The organism is Lentibacillus daqui, assembly GCF_027186265.1.
GTDB lineage: Bacteria > Bacillota > Bacilli > Bacillales > Amphibacillaceae > Lentibacillus_C > Lentibacillus_C daqui.
In genome coordinates this window covers 1102178-1118778 of sequence record NZ_CP114176.1, presented here as the reverse complement: position 1 = coordinate 1118778, position 16601 = coordinate 1102178, and the positions used below count along the sequence as shown (strand labels likewise).

General features: G+C 41.6%; 16 protein-coding genes and 1 riboswitch. Of the genes, 8 read left to right on the top strand and 8 right to left on the bottom strand.

Translation table 11 applies throughout. From position 1 onward, the window contains the following. Positions 1-7: 7 nt before the first annotated feature. The gene (locus O2S85_RS05685) at positions 8-466 is read right to left on the bottom strand and encodes a hypothetical protein (RefSeq protein WP_269411728.1); all 459 of its coding nucleotides are present in this window, start codon (positions 464-466) and stop codon (positions 8-10) included. A gap of 254 nt (positions 467-720) precedes the next feature. Between O2S85_RS05685 and rfbA the strand changes: the two genes are divergently transcribed. From rfbA to O2S85_RS05650, 7 genes are all read left to right on the top strand, one after another. Continuing rightward, positions 721-1653 carry a glucose-1-phosphate thymidylyltransferase RfbA gene (gene rfbA, locus O2S85_RS05680; protein ID WP_269411727.1) on the top strand — a complete coding sequence of 311 codons (933 nt, stop codon included), beginning with the start codon at positions 721-723 and terminating at the stop codon, positions 1651-1653. Next, positions 1646-2680, top strand: coding sequence for a dTDP-glucose 4,6-dehydratase (gene rfbB / locus O2S85_RS05675; RefSeq protein ID WP_269411726.1), 1035 nt, complete (start codon positions 1646-1648; stop codon positions 2678-2680). Before rfbA ends, rfbB begins: the two co-directional genes overlap by 8 nt. After that, a complete protein-coding gene (locus O2S85_RS05670; protein ID WP_269411725.1) occupies positions 2659-3618 on the top strand; it encodes a glycosyltransferase family 2 protein in 960 nt (319 codons plus the stop codon). The genes rfbB and O2S85_RS05670 overlap by 22 nt, the downstream gene beginning before the upstream one ends. 5 nt (positions 3619-3623) lie before the next feature. Further along, positions 3624-4316 carry a GNAT family N-acetyltransferase gene (locus O2S85_RS05665; protein ID WP_269411724.1) on the top strand — a complete coding sequence of 231 codons (693 nt, stop codon included), beginning with the start codon at positions 3624-3626 and terminating at the stop codon, positions 4314-4316. Next, a complete protein-coding gene (locus O2S85_RS05660; protein ID WP_269411723.1) occupies positions 4316-4681 on the top strand; it encodes an EamA family transporter in 366 nt (121 codons plus the stop codon). Before O2S85_RS05665 ends, O2S85_RS05660 begins: the two co-directional genes overlap by 1 nt. Positions 4682-4757: 76 nt before the next feature. Beyond that, complete coding sequence (rffA, locus tag O2S85_RS05655; RefSeq protein WP_269411722.1) at positions 4758-5879, top strand: dTDP-4-amino-4,6-dideoxygalactose transaminase; 1122 nt, start codon at positions 4758-4760, stop codon at positions 5877-5879. After that, positions 5842-7548, top strand: coding sequence for a DUF6044 family protein (locus O2S85_RS05650; protein ID WP_269411721.1), 1707 nt, complete (start codon positions 5842-5844; stop codon positions 7546-7548). Before rffA ends, O2S85_RS05650 begins: the two co-directional genes overlap by 38 nt. A 95-nt stretch (positions 7549-7643) precedes the next feature. On the opposite strand, the gene O2S85_RS05645 is transcribed toward O2S85_RS05650, so the two are convergent. Genes O2S85_RS05645 through O2S85_RS05625 form a run of 5 tightly spaced genes read right to left on the bottom strand, consistent with a single transcriptional unit; the run spans position 7644 to position 12957 of the window. After that, on the bottom strand, positions 7644-8714 hold the full coding sequence (locus tag O2S85_RS05645) for a tartrate dehydrogenase (RefSeq protein ID WP_269411720.1): 1071 nt from the start codon (positions 8712-8714) through the stop codon (positions 7644-7646). A 42-nt stretch (positions 8715-8756) separates the two neighbouring features. Beyond that, positions 8757-9881, bottom strand: a complete 1125-nt coding sequence (gene alr, locus O2S85_RS05640) for an alanine racemase (RefSeq protein ID WP_269411719.1) — start codon at positions 9879-9881, stop codon at positions 8757-8759. Between the two features lie 30 nt (positions 9882-9911). Beyond that, complete coding sequence (gene dat / locus O2S85_RS05635) at positions 9912-10745, bottom strand: D-amino-acid transaminase (protein ID WP_367748391.1); 834 nt, start codon at positions 10743-10745, stop codon at positions 9912-9914. Positions 10746-10759: 14 nt separating this feature from the next. Continuing rightward, positions 10760-11749 (bottom strand): hydroxyectoine utilization dehydratase EutB, encoded by a 990-nt coding sequence (gene eutB, locus O2S85_RS05630; protein ID WP_269411717.1) that lies wholly within the window; start codon positions 11747-11749, stop codon positions 10760-10762. Positions 11750-11763: 14 nt separating this feature from the next. Next, positions 11764-12957, bottom strand: a complete 1194-nt coding sequence (locus O2S85_RS05625; RefSeq protein WP_269411716.1) for a M20 metallopeptidase family protein — start codon at positions 12955-12957, stop codon at positions 11764-11766. 175 nt (positions 12958-13132) lie between these two features. On the opposite strand from O2S85_RS05625, the gene O2S85_RS05620 reads away from it, so the two are divergent. Further along, on the top strand, positions 13133-14107 hold the full coding sequence (locus O2S85_RS05620) for a 2-hydroxyacid dehydrogenase (RefSeq protein ID WP_269411715.1): 975 nt from the start codon (positions 13133-13135) through the stop codon (positions 14105-14107). 71 nt (positions 14108-14178) lie between these two features. Here the strand turns inward: O2S85_RS05620 and O2S85_RS05615 are convergent, their stop codons facing one another. Beyond that, positions 14179-15366: a M24 family metallopeptidase gene (locus O2S85_RS05615; protein WP_269411714.1), complete on the bottom strand. Its 1188-nt coding sequence runs from the start codon at positions 15364-15366 to the stop codon at positions 14179-14181. Between the two features lie 587 nt (positions 15367-15953). Next, positions 15954-16451 carry a preQ(1) synthase gene (queF, locus tag O2S85_RS05610; RefSeq protein WP_269411713.1) on the bottom strand — a complete coding sequence of 166 codons (498 nt, stop codon included), beginning with the start codon at positions 16449-16451 and terminating at the stop codon, positions 15954-15956. 72 nt (positions 16452-16523) lie between these two features. Then, a riboswitch (PreQ1 riboswitch) is annotated at positions 16524-16569 on the bottom strand. Positions 16570-16601 lie beyond the last annotated feature (32 nt).

Sequence of the window (16601 nt, the reverse complement as noted above, 5' to 3'; positions counted from 1 at the left end):
ACATCATTCATCTGTCCCCATAATCCCATAGAATCGTCCATTCCCCTTTCACAAGAGTCGTGTATACATCCTGAACAATATTAAAGTTGCCGAATTTCCCTTTGAATGTCTGTGTTACAGTTACTTTATATGCCACATCAATTGGTTCCGCACCCTCTTCCATTGTCCATCCTTCCGTCTTTTCCGGTTCACCAAGCGTATAGGTGAATGTATCAACACCAAAGTCATTTAGGAACACATGCGGCCGAATTTGCAGATATTGAACCTTATCGATTTTTTCTTTCATCTGTGGGTGGAACATGGCCCATGATTCAGAAAATGCACCGTCCTGTTCATATGTATAAAATGTATCTACTGCTTTTTGTGCCATATCTTCTGGTGATTGGCGAAAATAAAAATAACCTCCTGTGGCCAGAGCAATTGCAGTAAATAACAAAATCATTATCCCGATTACCTTACCTTTCATGCCATCCATCCCCTATGGTGTGTTTTCTATATCCTTATTCCACGACTGGGACAAATAGTATTGGAAGAGATGCAAAGACTGCAAATAATGTCGAAAAACACGCCTCAAGAAAAAACATCTCTTGTCCCACACTTTTGCGATAAATCTGAAATAAAATTGTAAGATTAATTTTCATGCAAAACGGTTATACCTTGTTAAGAGATCGTTTATAATCATATTAGTGAAAAAGTTAAAAAGTGGAAGGGATGGTATTCATGAAAGGTATTATATTGGCTGGTGGCAGCGGAACCCGTTTATCACCAAGTACAAATAGCATCAACAAGCATCTTTTGGCTGTTTTTGACAAACCGATGATTTATTATCCGTTATCTGTATTGATGTTAGGTGGAATTAAAGAAATCATGATCATCAGCACACCTCATGACCGTCCCAGATTTGAAGAATTGCTTGGTGATGGCTCAAGTTTCGGAATTTCACTCACCTATCAAGAGCAAACCGAACCGAATGGTATTCCGGAAGCATTTATGATTGCCGAAGATTTTATCGGAAAAGATAACGTCACCCTTATTCTTGGTGATAATATTTTTTATGGGCAAGGATTTACAACGATGCTTCGTGAGGCCATCAGCAATCACCGGCATGCAACCATCTTTGGTTATCGGGTAAAGGATCCGGAACGATTTGGCGTAGTGGAATTCGATCACAGACAAAAAGTCATTTCACTGGAAGAAAAACCCGCTGAACCAAAATCGGACTTTGCAGTAACCGGACTATACATTTACGATGCACGTGCAGTGGATTACGCCCGCAAATTAAGCTTCTCCAAACGCGGAGAACTGGAAATTACCGATTTGAATAAAGAGTACTTAAAGCGCGGACAATTAGATGTTCAGTTGTTGGGAAGAGGTTTCGCCTGGATGGATGCCGGAACCCACGAATCCTTGTTTGACGCCAGTGCCTTTGTAAAAAACATTCAACAGCGCCAAGGCTTTAAACTGGCATGTTTGGAGGAAATTTCCTATTATATGGGATATATATCAAAAGCAGCATTATACAAAAAAGGGAAGTCGATGGAAAAAAATGATTATGGAAAGTATTTGCTGGACATTGCCAATCGCAAGCATACGGAGCAGTACTGGGAAGCCATCGATCGCAACCCAATGTTAGGACTGGTTGAAAATGAATAAACGAAAGCCTACCCTTCTTGTTACCGGAGGAGCAGGATTTATCGGATCCAATTTCATTACTTATTTTCTGCAACAATATCCTGATTGTCAGCTTATCAATATTGATAAGCTGACATATGCCGGTACAACGGATAATCTAATTGAAGTACAGTACCACCCGAATTATCATTTTGTCAAGGGTAATATAACCGATGAAAAATTGATCACTTCCATTTTTTCGGAGTTTAATATTGATGGCGTTATCCATTTTGCCGCTGAATCACATGTTGACCGGTCGATTCAAGATGCCAAACAATTTGCCGAAACAAATATTACTGGCACATTAGTGTTATTACAGGCTGCAAGAAACGCATGGGAACAACAAGGGGTACTTCAGGAACGCCGATTTCATCATATTTCTACCGATGAAATCTACGGATCACTCGGAAAAACAGGTAAATTTAATGAAAACACACCGTATGATCCACGCAACCCGTATAGTGCATCAAAAGCAAGCGCCAATTTACTAGTGAAAAGTTTCGGCTACACGTATGGCATGAATGTCGTGATATCAAGCTGCTCCAATAATTACGGGCCAAAACAACATGACGAAAAACTGATTCCAACGATTATTGCGAAAGCACTTGCACTAGAGCCAATTCCGATTTACGGTGACGGACAAAATATCCGCGATTGGCTTCATGTAACCGATCACTGCCGGGCAATTGACTTGATTTACCATCATGGAAACCGTCTGGAAACGTATAACATTGGTGGCGGTAACGAATGGACCAATATCAGGATTGCTCAGGAGATCTGCAGTATACTTGATCAGCTAAAGCCGGAACGAAAAGCTAAAAATTCAATTGAGCATTTTTCTGATCTTATTGAATTTACCACAGATCGGTTGGGACATGACCGGCGATACGCAGTTGATGATACAAAAATCAGGGATGCACTGGGCTGGAAACCGGAAATCACATTTCATGACGGTATCAAACAAACGGTAGAATGGTATGTGAATAAATGGGAAAAAGTTACCCTCTGATTTCGGTCGTCATCCCTGTCTACGGATGCAGAACATGTCTGGTAGAATTATGTACCCGTATCATCAACACAATTGAAGCCATTCCAGCCCAACTCGAAATTTTTTTAGTCAATGATGCAAGCCCTGACCAGGCGTGGGAGACGATCAAGCAGCTCAGCCAAAAGGATAATCGGATCAAAGGAATCGACCTGGCCCGTAACTTTGGTCAACATCATGCCATTACTGCCGGTCTTGATTATACCAACGGCGACTGGGTAGTGGTGATGGATTGTGACTTGCAAGATCGCCCGGAAGAGATTACGACATTATATCAAAAAGCATTAGAAGGATATGAAGTTGTTTTTGGCAACAGAACAAAACGTCAGGATAAATGGCTTAAGCGGAAATCATCACAGTTGTTTTACCGTATCTATGATTTCTTTACGGGGTGGAATTCCGATTATACCATTGCCAATTTCAGTATTAGTGAGAGAAAAGTAATTGAAGGCTTTCGAACCATGCGTGAACAAACCCGCTTTTTTCCTTTATTTGTTCAGTGGATGGGGTATAAAACAGGAACAGTACGTGTAAAGCATAATGCCAGAAAAGAAGGAAAAACCTCCTATAATATAAAAAGGCTGGTTAAATTGGGAACCAACGCGATCATATCCCAATCCAACATGCCATTACGGCTATCAATACAATTGGGATTTTTGATTTCCTTTGTTTCCTTTCTGTTTGGCGTTTATCTATTTATCCGCTATTTTTTCCTTGATGCAACTGTACAAGGATGGACTAGTGTGATGGTTTCCCTGTATTTTATTGGTGGATTGATTTTATTTAACACCGGGGTACTTGGTTTATATCTTGGCAAAGTATTTAATGAAACAAAAGCCAGACCACTTTATCTGATTCGGGAAACAACAAACGAATCTGAGGATGCAAAGAAAGAGAGCTGATATATATGAAGACAGCAACCTATTTACGTCCAACTCCTTGGGATAAACGAAATTTTCATATTGATACATACGAAGTCACCTCACTAACAGAAGAAGCGCTTAACGAAACCGATCGATATGATGGTCACTACACGATTAAGGTAGATCCAATGGCAAACACGGAACTGCTTTTCAAACATGGTTTTTATTACATGGACACCATGATCGAACCCGTTTGTCAAAAGAAAGACTTACAGCTGATTGAGCAGGAAGGGACTTCAATTTCCAAGAATTATGTAACAGAAGATGTCTATGCGATCGCCGAGGAAGTATTTGAAATTAGCCGTTTCCATCGGGACTTTCATATCCCGTCCTTCATGGCTGATCTTCGTTATATGAATTGGGTACGTGATTTGCAGGAAAAGGATCTGATTATTGCTCTTTACAATCATGGGGAACTTGCAGGATTTTACGGTTATGAAGACGATAAAGTACTTCTGCTCGGAATAAAAGAAACATTTCGCGGCAAGGGACTGACAAAAGCTTTTACCAGTAAATGCTGTCAAGCGCAATTTGAACTTGGATATGAGCAATTAAAGACTTCGATTTCTGCGGCAAATCTGGCATCTTTAAATCTATTTATTAGTCTCGGATTTAAATTAAAGCGTACGACAGATGTCTATCATAAATTAACAGGTCCTGCCCCGGAGGAAAAATAATGGGATACGCATATATTTTTGGCACGATTTTCTTTACGGTTTACGGTCAATTAATTTTAAAATGGAAAATTGACCGTGCTGGCAGTCTGCCTGATGGGTGGCTCGATAAACTTGTTTTCCTGCTAAAGCTATTATTGGATCCGGTTATTTTATCCGGATTTCTTTCCGCTTTTGTAGCTTCTTTATTTTGGATGGCAGCCATGACCAAGTTTAATATTAGTTATGCCTATCCATTTATGAGTCTTTCATTTGTTTTAGTGTTCTTACTATCTGTTTTCTTATTTCAGGAACCTGTTACGCTGCAAAAAGTAATTGGTCTCGCCCTAATTGTTTCAGGCATCATCGTTACGAGTCAATCGCTGTAGTTGTAGATGGTTTAAAACATTTTGTTGAGAACGAATAATGGCAGGAAACTATTGGCACAAAACGAGGTGAACAAAGATGATTCCATTTAATGTACCCTGTAATGTGGGCGAAGAAGAAAAGGCGATGCACGAAGCAATTAAAAATAATAAATTGTCTGGTAATGGCCCATTTGGAAAAAAATGTACGGATTGGTTGGAAGATCACTTGGGGTGTGAGCGGGCGTTATTAACTCCGTCCTGTACAGCAGCCCTGGAAATGACTGCATTACTAACTGAAATTACGACCGGGGATGAAGTAATTATGCCATCCTATACCTTTGTCTCCACCGCAAACGCGTTTGCCATTAGAGGAGCGTCCATTCGATTTGTTGATATTCAACCTGAAACGATGAATATTGATCCAGTCCAAATAGAAGCTGCAATCACCGAACGGACAAAGGCAATTGTTGTGGTTCATTATGCAGGTGTGGCCTGTGATATGGATGCCATTATGGAGATTGCCCATCGTTACAACTTATGGGTAATCGAGGATGCAGCACAAGCACTCTGCTGTACATATAAAGGAAAGCCATTGGGTACCATTGGCCACTTTGGTACGTTTAGCTTCCACGACACCAAAAATTATATATGTGGAGAAGGTGGTGCACTTATTATTAACGACCCAACAGCGATAGAACCTGCAGAAATCATTCAGGAAAAAGGCACGAACCGAAAACAATTTAAAAAGGGGCTGGTTGATAAGTATACCTGGCGTGATGTTGGCTCATCCTTTTTATTAAGCGACTTAAACGCGGCTTATCTGTCCGTGCAGTTAGAACATGCGGAAACAATAACTCAGGATCGGCTTGCCACCTGGCAGCAATATAAACAGGCTTTAGAAGGCATGGAGCAGATCGAACTACCATCCATCCCGGAAGATTGTCAACATAATGCCCACATGTTTTTTATCAAGGCAAAAGATGAAGCGGAACGTGACGGGCTAATGGAATTTTTAAAGAACAAAGATATCATGGCCGTAACCCACTACGTACCATTGCACAGTTCATACGCTGGGAAAAAGTTCGGAAAGTTCGTTGGCACAGACCACTATACAACCACGGAAAGTGAACGCTTATTGCGCTTGCCGTTATATTATGGAATTGGAGAAGAGGCTGTCGATCATGTGGTCCAATCTATTTACACGTATTACCAATCATAAATATATTCTGATCGCACTTCTAGTGATTATCGCTTATCTATTTCCCTATTATTGGCTGGGTGAAGATGCTCATATCCGCGTCCATGATAATATGGACTCCAACATCGTCTGGTATAAAATATTAGCTGAGAGCGGACATATCTTTACATTACATGATGTTGCACTGCCGAATATCATTAATGGATTGCCAAGAAGTACACTTCCGTCCGGTTTCGATGCTGTGGTTTGGATGTATGTGCTGTTCAAACCAATGACAGCTTATACGATCAGTCAAACCATCATGCGGCTTGTCGCTTTTTTCGGTATGTATTTACTACTTAAAAAGCATTTTTTACGTAACCAGTCAACATCATTCATCATTGTTGGCGTATCATTGGGATTTGCGCTTTTACCATATTGGCCGTCCGGTTTATTATCGATCGCCGGATTACCATTGGCATTACATATTTTCTTAACGATCCGCACATCAGGGAAATCGACACCAGTCTATAATTGGATTATCCTATTGCTCATTCCCTTTTTCTCAAGCTTTATTCTGACGTTTGTCTTTTTTCTTGGGTTAATGGGAATATTGTGGTTAGTAGATTGGATCCGTACCAAGCACGTTAATTGGCCTTTTTTTGCAGCGATTGCCGGAATGACAGCCGTTTATCTTGCTAAAGAATATTTGCTGATTTATTCGATGTTTTTAGAGGGCGGGTTTACCTCGCATCGTGATGAATTGGACCTCGGACATAAAGATTTACCGGGTACGTTTCAGTTGTTTCTACATAATTTGATCAACGGGCATACGCATGATTTATCGATTCACTATTTAGTTATCTTCCCAGTTATCGGTCTGGGTCTGCTTGTAGCTGCCTATCGCTATCTAAAACCAAAATTGCTCCTATACCTATTTCTATTTAATGTATTCCTGTCATTATGGTATGCGTTCTGGTATTGGGAAGGCTGGCGCGTGGTAAAAGATAATATTATGATAGCCAATACATTTAATTTTAGCCGGATTCATTTTCTGGACCCGCCGATTTGGTATATTTGTTTCGCGCTTGCCTTAACAATTTTATGGAAACACTTTAAATTCTTTAAGCCATTCGTCATCCTGTTGATCATTTTGCAGGTTTGTATGGTCTTTTCGTTAAACGAAGAAACCAAATACAGTCAAACGAAGAACCCGACATTCAAACAATTTTATGCAACTGAATTATTTGATGACGTGAAAGATTATATTGGAAAAGACCCATCCGACTACCGTATCGTCAATATTGGCTTGCACCCGGCCATTGCCCAGTACAATGGCTTTTATACGCTGGATACCTACAATAATAGTTATCCATTATCCTATAAACACAAATTTCGTAAAATCATTGCGCCAGAGCTTGATAAAAACAAAACATTAAAATCCTACTACGATACCTGGGGCGGCAGAGCCTATATTTATGTAAGTGAAATCGGCAAGCATTATATGTTCACGAAAAACAGCAAAAAAACCATTAAAGACCTTGATATCAATACCAAAGCATTCAAAGATCTTGGCGGTGATTACATCTTTTCCGCTGTCCCAATCGAAAATTATCAAGAAAACGACCTTCATTATGAACGCAGCTTTCAGAAAAAAGGTTACCCTTGGAAAATTTATTTATATCAAGCACGTGTGAACAAGGGAGAATAAGGAAGTTACCTTGTCCAAGTGCGATCCACTCTCCTTTTAAATAAAAAAACGAATGATACAACCCAATTGTATCATTCGTTTTTAGTTGTTGAGCCTCAACCGTTACGTTCCAACAATTCAACAAAGCGATCACCTACATCGCTGGTAGACCCCTTACCGCCAAGATCAGGTGTAAGCGAATCTGTCTCCTGGAGTAATTCCTTTATGGTGTGAAGAATCGCTGCTCCCCATTGTTTTTCTCCAAAAAAGTCCATCATCTGGCTAACTGACCAGATGGAGGCAATTGGATTAGCAACCCCCTTTCCGGCAATGTCTGGTGCAGATCCATGGACAGGCTCAAACATGGACGGGAACTTTTTCTTGGGGTTAATATTTGCCCCTGTCGCAAGCCCCATGCCACCAGTAATTGCTGCTCCAATATCGGTTAATATGTCACCAAACAAATTAGACGTAACGACTACACCAAATCGTTCCGGGTTAGACACAAAATAAAGACTTGCCGCATCAACCAAATACGAATATGTCTCCACATCGGGGTATTCCTTGCCAATTTCCGCAAACACTTCATCCCAAAACACCATCGAGTAATTCAAGGCATTTCCTTTACTAACACTGGTCAATGACCGATTTGTCCGGCGCGCTTCTTCATACGCATAACGAATAATCCGTTCGGTGCCTTTTCGGGAAAATACACCTGTCTGCAGCACAACTTCTTCTGGCTTGCCTTTATATAGCCAATCCCCTGCACCCGAATATTCTCCTTCACTATTTTCCCGAATAACCAGAAAATCAATATCCTGTTCCGTTTTTCCTTTTAGCGGTGTTAGCGATGGATTTAATAATGTCACTGGCCGTAAATTAACGTACTGATCGAACTGTCTGCGAATCCGTATTAACAAATCACGTAACGAAACATGATCTGGCACACCTGGATAACCGACTGCACCAAGATAGATGGCATCAAATGGTTTTAATTGTTCAATCCCATCATCATCCATCATTTTGCCTTCCCTAAGATAATATTCACATCCCCACGGAAACTCGGAAAATGAAAACGAAAGCGAGGAGTCCATTTTTTCGATGGCACGCAAAATCTTTACTCCCTCTGCTATCACCTCTGGTCCAATACCATCACCCGGAATAAGTGCAATTTTTAAGTTCTTCATTTATTATCTCCTCACCTTCTTGGATTACGCCTGTATCCAATCTCAAATATACACCCTCGGGATACGTTCCATCAAACTAGCCAGAACCTCGTCAACAATACTGTTCATCCAGTCCGCTATTTCATATGCCGGTATGTCATCGTCTCCCTGTTCGCCAATAATAACTACCTCATCCCCTTCGTTAACATCCGATATTCCTGTGACATTAATTAACGTCTGGTCTAATGAAATCGTACCAACAATCCCGGCTCTATTTCCTTTTACTAACATTTCTCCCTTATTTGATAAGATTCGCTGATAGCCGTCACCATGGCCAATAGGTACGACCGCAATTTTTTCTGTTGTCTTCGTAACGTATTCTCCACCGTAACCAACCGGCGTATGAGGTGGCAGTTCCCGTACTTGGAGGATTTTCGATTTTAGTGTCAAAACTGGCTTTAACGGCAAGATATTCTGTTGGCGTCGATCGGGATGGTAGCCGAATAAAGCAATCCCGGGTCGGACCATATCGAGATGCCAATCATTTCGTTTCATGGTAATCGTTGAACCAGCAACATGATGAAGGGGAAAATGAAATCCGTGTTTGTCTAAATCGGATACCGTCGTCGTAAACAGGTGAAATTGCTGATTGGTTGTCTGCCAGTCTCCTTCATCGGCACAAGAAAAATGCGTATAGATTCCTTCCCAATATAGTCCCGGGAGTGAAAAACATGATCGACAAACAGCTACGGCCTGCTCGGGATTCACCCCGAATCGATGCAGTCCTGTGTCGATTTTCAGATGCACAGCTGCGGTTGTTCCTTGCTTTTTTGCTTCATTACTAATGGCAATGGCTATTTGTGAGGAAGAAATGGAAGCTGTTAATTGATTGGCAACAACTGCCCCCGCTTGTTCCGGTGTAATCGCACTTAATAGCTGAATCGGGTTCTTAACACCACTTTCACGAAGCAATGCCCCCTCCGCTACGGTGGTAATCCCCAGACGATCCGCCCCGGCTTGAACAGCGGCATGCCCGATCGGTACAATCCCATGCCCATATCCATCCGTTTTAATGACGGCAAGCAGGTTACTGTTTTTGGCTATCTGTTTTAGCTTTGTGAGATTTTCTTTGAAAGCATTGATGTTAATTTCAGCAATAGTAGGATGATAAGATTCAAATGCATGCATGACAACACACCCTTCCCAGATCGGGTTAGCTTACGTTGTTTGCTGGTAGAAAGAACGAAATGCAGCGATTATCTGTCTCGTAATCATACCAGGTTTTCCAGAACCAATGATATGTTCATCGACATGTAAAATCGGCACAACATCCAATTTGGTGGCGGATATAAACACCTCATCGGCATGCAGTAAATCATCAACCGTATATAGTTTCTCATTTACCTTTACGTTTAGGTCGTGACATAACTGTAAAACTTTTTGCCGGGTGATGCCATTCAAAATATAGTTGTTTGCCGGGTGGGTATACAGTTCTCCATTTTTGACAATAAACACATTGGACGCACTTGCTTCGGTAACCACGTTCCCCCGATGAAGAATCGCTTCAATCGCATGGTGTTCTACTGCCTTTTGTTTGGCAAGCACATTTGGCAGTAAGTTAAGTGTTTTAATATCACAACGCAACCAACGGATATCCTCGGTCAGTACCGCTGTTGCTCCTTCGTCCTCTACATTGGTCTCCCGTGGTTCCTCCCTTGTATAAGCGATTGTTACCGGGGAAACTTCAGTATTCGGAAACTGATGCCAGCGTGGTGCAACCCCCCTGGAAACTTGCATATAAATAATGCCCTCATTTAGCTCATTTTGTTTTACCAATTCCAGTAGATTATTTTTCAAATGGTTGATGGAAGAAGGTAAAGTTAATTGTATTTCACGAGCGCTCCTTTGTAAACGTGCCATATGCTCATCCAGCATCAAAGGGGTGCCGTTATAGACACCGATCACCTCATAGATCCCGTCACCAAATTGATAGCCCCGATCCTCAATATCAACTAGATTTTCCCGCTTGACGATTCGATCATTATAAAGCATATGATGCACAAAAATCACCCCTTTTCGTCTTCTATATATGCTTTGGTAATCGCTAATATAACCGATGTATCTACACTGCCCCCGCTAACAATGACGACTACACGCGAACCTAATTGTATTCGCCGATTTAAAATCGCACCAATCCCGGATGCAGCCGCTCCCTCGATAGCCATTCGGTGCTTATCAAGCATAAAAGCCATCCCTTGGGCAAATTCATCTTCATTTAATAAAATAATATCATCCACATATCGCTGCACCATATTAAAAGTGTACTGGTTATTGACACCGATTCCGCCTAGCAAACTGTCAGCTAAGGTATTCTCTTCCTCTACGATAACTGGTTTGCCCGCTCGAATACTAGCGTGCATTGCCGCCCCTTTTGCAGTTGATAGTCCGATAACCTTAATCGTTGGATCGGTTTCTTTTAGAGCAACACCCAAACCGGAATGAAGCCCTCCACCGGATAATCCACCGATGACTGTATCAACATCTGGTAAATCGTCAAGCAGTTCCAGGCCGATTGTTCCTTGACCGGCAATGACATCTTGGTCGTCAAACGGATGAATCACGGTCATTCCCTGCTCTTTTTCCAGTTGGTAACTGCGCTGTTCGGCATCATCTTGTGATTTGCCATCAATATCCAGCCGGGCTCCAGATCGCTGCAACTGTTTGATTTTGGCGTTAGGAACACGGTTAGAGATACAAATGGTTGCCTGGATGCCCAGTTTTTCCGCCATGTATGCAACACTCATACCAAAGTTCCCTGTCGAAAATGTGGTTACACCAAGTTTTTGCTGTTCTGGTGTCAAATGAAGGATTTTATTTGCTGCCCCTCTGATTTTAAATGAGCCGCTAACATTTAAATTTTCCAGTTTTAAATAGACCAAGGTTCCAGCAAATTCTGATAGCGATGGGGAATAGATTAATGGTGTTTTTTGTACAAAGGGTGCAATCCGTTGACGAGCTTTCCATATATCCCGTAACGTTATCGGCGAACTTGACATAAAATTGTCCTCCTTCAGGTTATCCGCAAATATCGCTCTGCAGCTTCTGTCAAAATCGCAACACCCACTGGCAAAACCCGTTCATCAATATCAAAAGTTGGCGTATGCAACTCACGATGGACACCATCTCCAATCGCACACCCAAGGAAAAACATGGAACCTGGCACAACTTTGGTCATATGGGCAAAATCTTCCCCGCCCAACCCAAATGGTGCATCGATAATGGTGAAATCGGGATATAAATCATTGATGACCTGACGAAGGTGTTGATTAACGGCGGGATCATTTTTCAATGCCGGATCCTCTGGTGTAATCGTTAAATCAAATGCCCCACCTAAAACATTTACTAATGAAAATGCCTTCTGAAGCTCATCATGAATCTTTTTTCGTACATTCGGGTGGTAACTGCGAATGGTTCCTTTCACGACAACTTCGGATGGAATCACATTGCTGGCAAACCCGCTTGTGATACTGCCAATGCTAATGACTGCGGCGTCCAGCGGGGAAATTCTTCTAGCCACGATCCCATGCAATGCCTGCAATACCGGTCCAAGCATCCATACCGGGTCTGTTCCAAGGTGCGGATAGGCGCCATGACCACCTGTTCCATATACTGTCGCTTGAAACACATCGACATTTGCCATACTATACCCATCGTGAATCTTCACCTCACCGACTGGGTTTTCCGGGTTCATATGCAGTGCCATTACGCTATTCACATCATCCAATACACCAGCTTTGATCAGATAGGGTGCACCGGTAGAACCTTTGACATCCGCTTTCTCTTCCGCCGGTTGAAATAGGAATTTAACCGTTCCCTGTAAGCGACCGTTTTGAAAACTGTCACCAAGCAAACTTGCAACGCCCAACCCAATCGATATATGGGCATCATGACCACACGCATGCATCACACCTTCATGCTTTGAGCGATATGCGTGGGCATTCTCCTCTTGAATCGGCAATGCATCCATATCGGCGCGAATGGCAATGGTTGGTCCTGAGCCATTGGAAAGCGTGCCAACAACAGCAGTAGGATAACCAACACCCATCTCCACTTGCATGCCAGGGATATCATCCAAAACTGATTTCACATATTTTGACGTCTTCTTTTCTTGAAAACTCAATTCCGGAAACTGGTGAAATTTACGTCGCCACTTTATCAACTGGGGTGTTAGTTCACTTGCACGGTCACGTACCGATTTTTCCATTTCCAAATCACCTTTCCATCAAGCAAGCATTATTCCAATTATATTCAGATTAATTCAGACTATTCAAATTGTCAATCAACATCCTATAATTTGAAATATTCCTTTTAGCGTGTTGACTTCATGATAAAATATCGCTATTTTTAAGGTAGGATGGTGTGTGAAATGGAGGAATCGTATGAAGAGGAAAGTTATTGCTTATAACCGTGTGGAAAAACCTGTCTTAGAAGCATTGCAACAAAAATATGATGTACACTTTTTTAAAGATATCGACACAAAAACTGATAAAGCGTTTTTAACCTGTTTACAGGAAACTGAAGGAATTATTGGCTTAGAATTGGTGGTTGATCGGGAATTGTTGGAGCAAGCACCAAAATTGAAAATTATTAGTAATGTTTCCGTTGGCTATAGCAACCTGGATTTAGAAGAACTTAATAAACGGGGAATCATGGCAACCAACACACCGGATGTACTTAATGATACGGTTGCCGATACGATTTTTGGCATTTTAATCGCAACTGCAAGACGAATACCGGAACTTGACCGGCTTGTAAAAAATGGAGAATGGAAACAAGAGGCAATCGGCCCCGAGTATTTTGGAGTAGATGTTCACCACAAAACCCTTGGCATTATTGGCATGGGACGTATTGGTAAAGCACTCGCCCAACGTGCCCATTTTGGTTTCGATATGAACATTTTGTATCATAGCCGCAGCCGAAAACCTGAAGCAGAAGAAAAATTCGCCGCTTCCTATCGTAGTCTTGACGGATTATTAGGTGAAGCTGATTTTGTTTGTTTGATTACACCATTAACAAACGAAACGAAAGGCCTGATGGGAGAAAAGGAATTCCAAATGATGAAACCATCTGCCATGTTTATTAATGGCTCGCGTGGAAAAACAGTTGATGAACCGGCATTGATCCGGGCATTACAAAACGGCGACATAGCCGCAGCAGGTTTGGATGTGTTTGCTACCGAACCAGTCGCTATAGATAATCCGCTACTAGCATTAAAAAATGTGGTGACCACCCCTCATATTGGGTCATCCACACATGAAACCGAGCTAAAAATGTCAGAACTTGCTGCGTATAATTTAGAAGCCGGTTTGAATGGGAAGACACCGCCGAATTTAATCAAAATAAAAGCTGAGTAAGAAGGACATATGCGGTTAGCCCCCTCACTACATTAACGCATTAGAGTAGTGAGGGGCTAATCTCTTTCGTATTATGCCAGTCTGATATGCGGCTTCACCATCAATTCACGCGGAAAATCAGCTAATAATTCACAGCCTGTTTCGGTAACCCGGAATGATTCACTAATTTCTACACCCATATTCTCCATCCATATTCCCGGGATCAAATGGAAAGTCATGTTTGGCTCCAGAATAGTACGATCTCCAGGCCTTAAGCTTGCCGTATGCTCTCCCCAGTCTGGTGGGTAATTCAATCCCATCGAATAGCCCATCCGTGATTCTTTTTTAATACCATTTTTCTCAATAACTCTACGCCAAACCATTTCAAGTTCCTCGCAGGTTATACCAGGTTTGACTGCATCCAGTGCTGCATTTAACCCTTCTACGACACAGTCCGCGACATACTGCATTCGTTCAGTCGGCACACCAATTACAATCGTTCGGGCCAATGGTGAATGGTAACGTTTATAACAACCTGCCAATTCAATAATCGCTGGATCCCCCTGTTTAAAACGATCCTCGGTCCACGTTAAATGACATGCTGAGGTTTTTTCACCTGTTGGCAATAATGGAACAATTGCTGGGTAATCACCACCAAAATCCTCCAGGCCGCTTATTTGAGCATGAGCAATGCCTGCAACAACATCACATTCTCTTACCCCTTCATCCATCATGTCAAACGCGGTCTGCATCGCCTTTTCCGCGATTTTGCCGGCTCGTTTCATATAAGCGATTTCTTGATCCGACTTGACAATCCGAACCCAGTTAACCATATTGGTACCATCTTTAAATGTCGCATTTGGCAAACCTTTCACAAGTTGCAAATAGCATTTAGCCGTAAAATAATACGCATCACATTCAACGGCAATCGTTTGCTTATCTCGTTTTCGCATTTTTAACAAATCACAAACAAAGTCCATTGGATGCCTCTGGGTTGACTGCACATAATGATCGCCATATGGAATAATATGATCATCATCCAGCCAAGTAGTGTGACTGGCCGCACTTGCATCTTGACCACGCCCCACCCAAATCGGCTGTTCTTCATCGATCAGGATAATAAGCACCTGATGAACATAAAATGACCAGGCATCATACCCTGTTAAATAATTCATGTTTGCTGGATCGGTCACCAGCAAAATATCAACCCCGGCATTTGTCATCCGCTGTTTTGTTTTCACTAATCGTTCCTTAAACTCCGAAACCGAAAATGTTAACATCCCTCATCCCATCCTCTCAAGCAAATATAACTTGCTGAACAACAGGATAGTGAATGAACGCGTTTACAATTCTTAGCTCATTTCCGGATTTCATTTAGGTTTCGGTTTTACGGAAACCATCTTCTGCATTTTTATTCCTATCCTGTTATTTGTCCACAAGATAAAACGGGCTTTGTACATACGCACTAAAAGGAATTTAGTAATAAAGGTGCTTACTATATAAAATGCAAAAAAAATCATTTTGGAACCTGTCAATGTGGTTTTAACTATATTATAAATCAACACTTTTTTGAATGCAATAACTATTGCGAATCATTATTTTGCAATTTTAGTTATGTAAAAGCGAACCAACGATTCACCGCGGTTCGCTCAAAATCTGTCATGCAACGCGATTCAATTCCTTCTCCATGTGTTTATTGGAATACTTTTTGCCGTTGTTCCCAATAGTCACGTTATAGCGTATGACTCCAAGGATGACCCAGGCACCAATAATCAGCCATTCATACGGCTAAATCAGTACGGATCCATCGCCGCCAATACTGATATGTAGCAGTGATTTGCGGGGTTTCCAGAGTAATTGATACAAATTAACGATTGTCTATTTTCTCTGGATTCAAATCATGATTCATCAACCGATGGTCAGCCATTTGCGCAAATTTGGTACCTGGTTTGCCATAGTTACAATATGGATCAATTGAAATACCGCCTCTAGGTGTAAACTTTCCCCACACCTCAATGTAACGCGGATCCATTAGATCAATCAGGTCATTCATAATGATATTCATACTGTCTTCATGAAAATCCCCATGATTACGAAAACTGAATAGATACAGCTTTAGTGATTTGCTTTCTACCATCTTTTGATCTGGAATATAGCTGATATAAACGGTTCCAAAATCCGGCTGTCCAGTTTTCGGACAAAGCGTTGTAAACTCAGGGCAGTTAAATTTCACAAAATAATCCCTATTCGGATGCTTGTTATCAAATGTCTCCAATACTTCCGGTGTGTAATCAAAGGCATATGTTGTTCCTTGACTGCCTAACAAAGTAAGATCAGTCAAGTCATTATCATCGCGCCCTGCCACGTTAAATCCTCCTTTACTCCATAAAAAAACCATGGTCCCCTAAGGCACATGGTTTTTGGATCATGACATGTTTTGTCCTTAGTTTTTTATAGAGGGTTGAACTAAGAACCTCTCCAGTATAGTTAGGTATTCACCCATTGTTTCTGCTGG

Bases quoted from the DNA above. Each gene is read 5' to 3' on its own strand.
- O2S85_RS05645 (WP_269411720.1), bottom strand. From the start codon at position 8,714: ATGAAGAACTTAAAAATTGCACTTATTCCGGGTGATGGTATTGGACCA.
- O2S85_RS05665 (WP_269411724.1), top strand. From the start codon at position 3,624: ATGAAGACAGCAACCTATTTACGTCCAACTCCTTGGGATAAACGAAAT.
- O2S85_RS05625 (WP_269411716.1), bottom strand. From the start codon at position 12,957: ATGGAAAAATCGGTACGTGACCGTGCAAGTGAACTAACACCCCAGTTG.
- O2S85_RS05620 (WP_269411715.1), top strand. From the start codon at position 13,133: ATGAAGAGGAAAGTTATTGCTTATAACCGTGTGGAAAAACCTGTCTTA.
- O2S85_RS05615 (WP_269411714.1), bottom strand. From the start codon at position 15,366: ATGTTAACATTTTCGGTTTCGGAGTTTAAGGAACGATTAGTGAAAACA.
- eutB (WP_269411717.1), bottom strand. From the start codon at position 11,749: ATGTCAAGTTCGCCGATAACGTTACGGGATATATGGAAAGCTCGTCAA.
- rfbA (WP_269411727.1), top strand. From the start codon at position 721: ATGAAAGGTATTATATTGGCTGGTGGCAGCGGAACCCGTTTATCACCA.
- O2S85_RS05670 (WP_269411725.1), top strand. From the start codon at position 2,659: ATGGGAAAAAGTTACCCTCTGATTTCGGTCGTCATCCCTGTCTACGGA.
- rfbB (WP_269411726.1), top strand. From the start codon at position 1,646: ATGAATAAACGAAAGCCTACCCTTCTTGTTACCGGAGGAGCAGGATTT.
- O2S85_RS05685 (WP_269411728.1), bottom strand. From the start codon at position 466: ATGAAAGGTAAGGTAATCGGGATAATGATTTTGTTATTTACTGCAATT.
- alr (WP_269411719.1), bottom strand. From the start codon at position 9,881: ATGCATGCATTTGAATCTTATCATCCTACTATTGCTGAAATTAACATC.
- dat (WP_367748391.1), bottom strand. From the start codon at position 10,745: ATGCTTTATAATGATCGAATCGTCAAGCGGGAAAATCTAGTTGATATT.
- rffA (WP_269411722.1), top strand. From the start codon at position 4,758: ATGATTCCATTTAATGTACCCTGTAATGTGGGCGAAGAAGAAAAGGCG.
- O2S85_RS05660 (WP_269411723.1), top strand. From the start codon at position 4,316: ATGGGATACGCATATATTTTTGGCACGATTTTCTTTACGGTTTACGGT.
- O2S85_RS05650 (WP_269411721.1), top strand. From the start codon at position 5,842: ATGTGGTCCAATCTATTTACACGTATTACCAATCATAAATATATTCTG.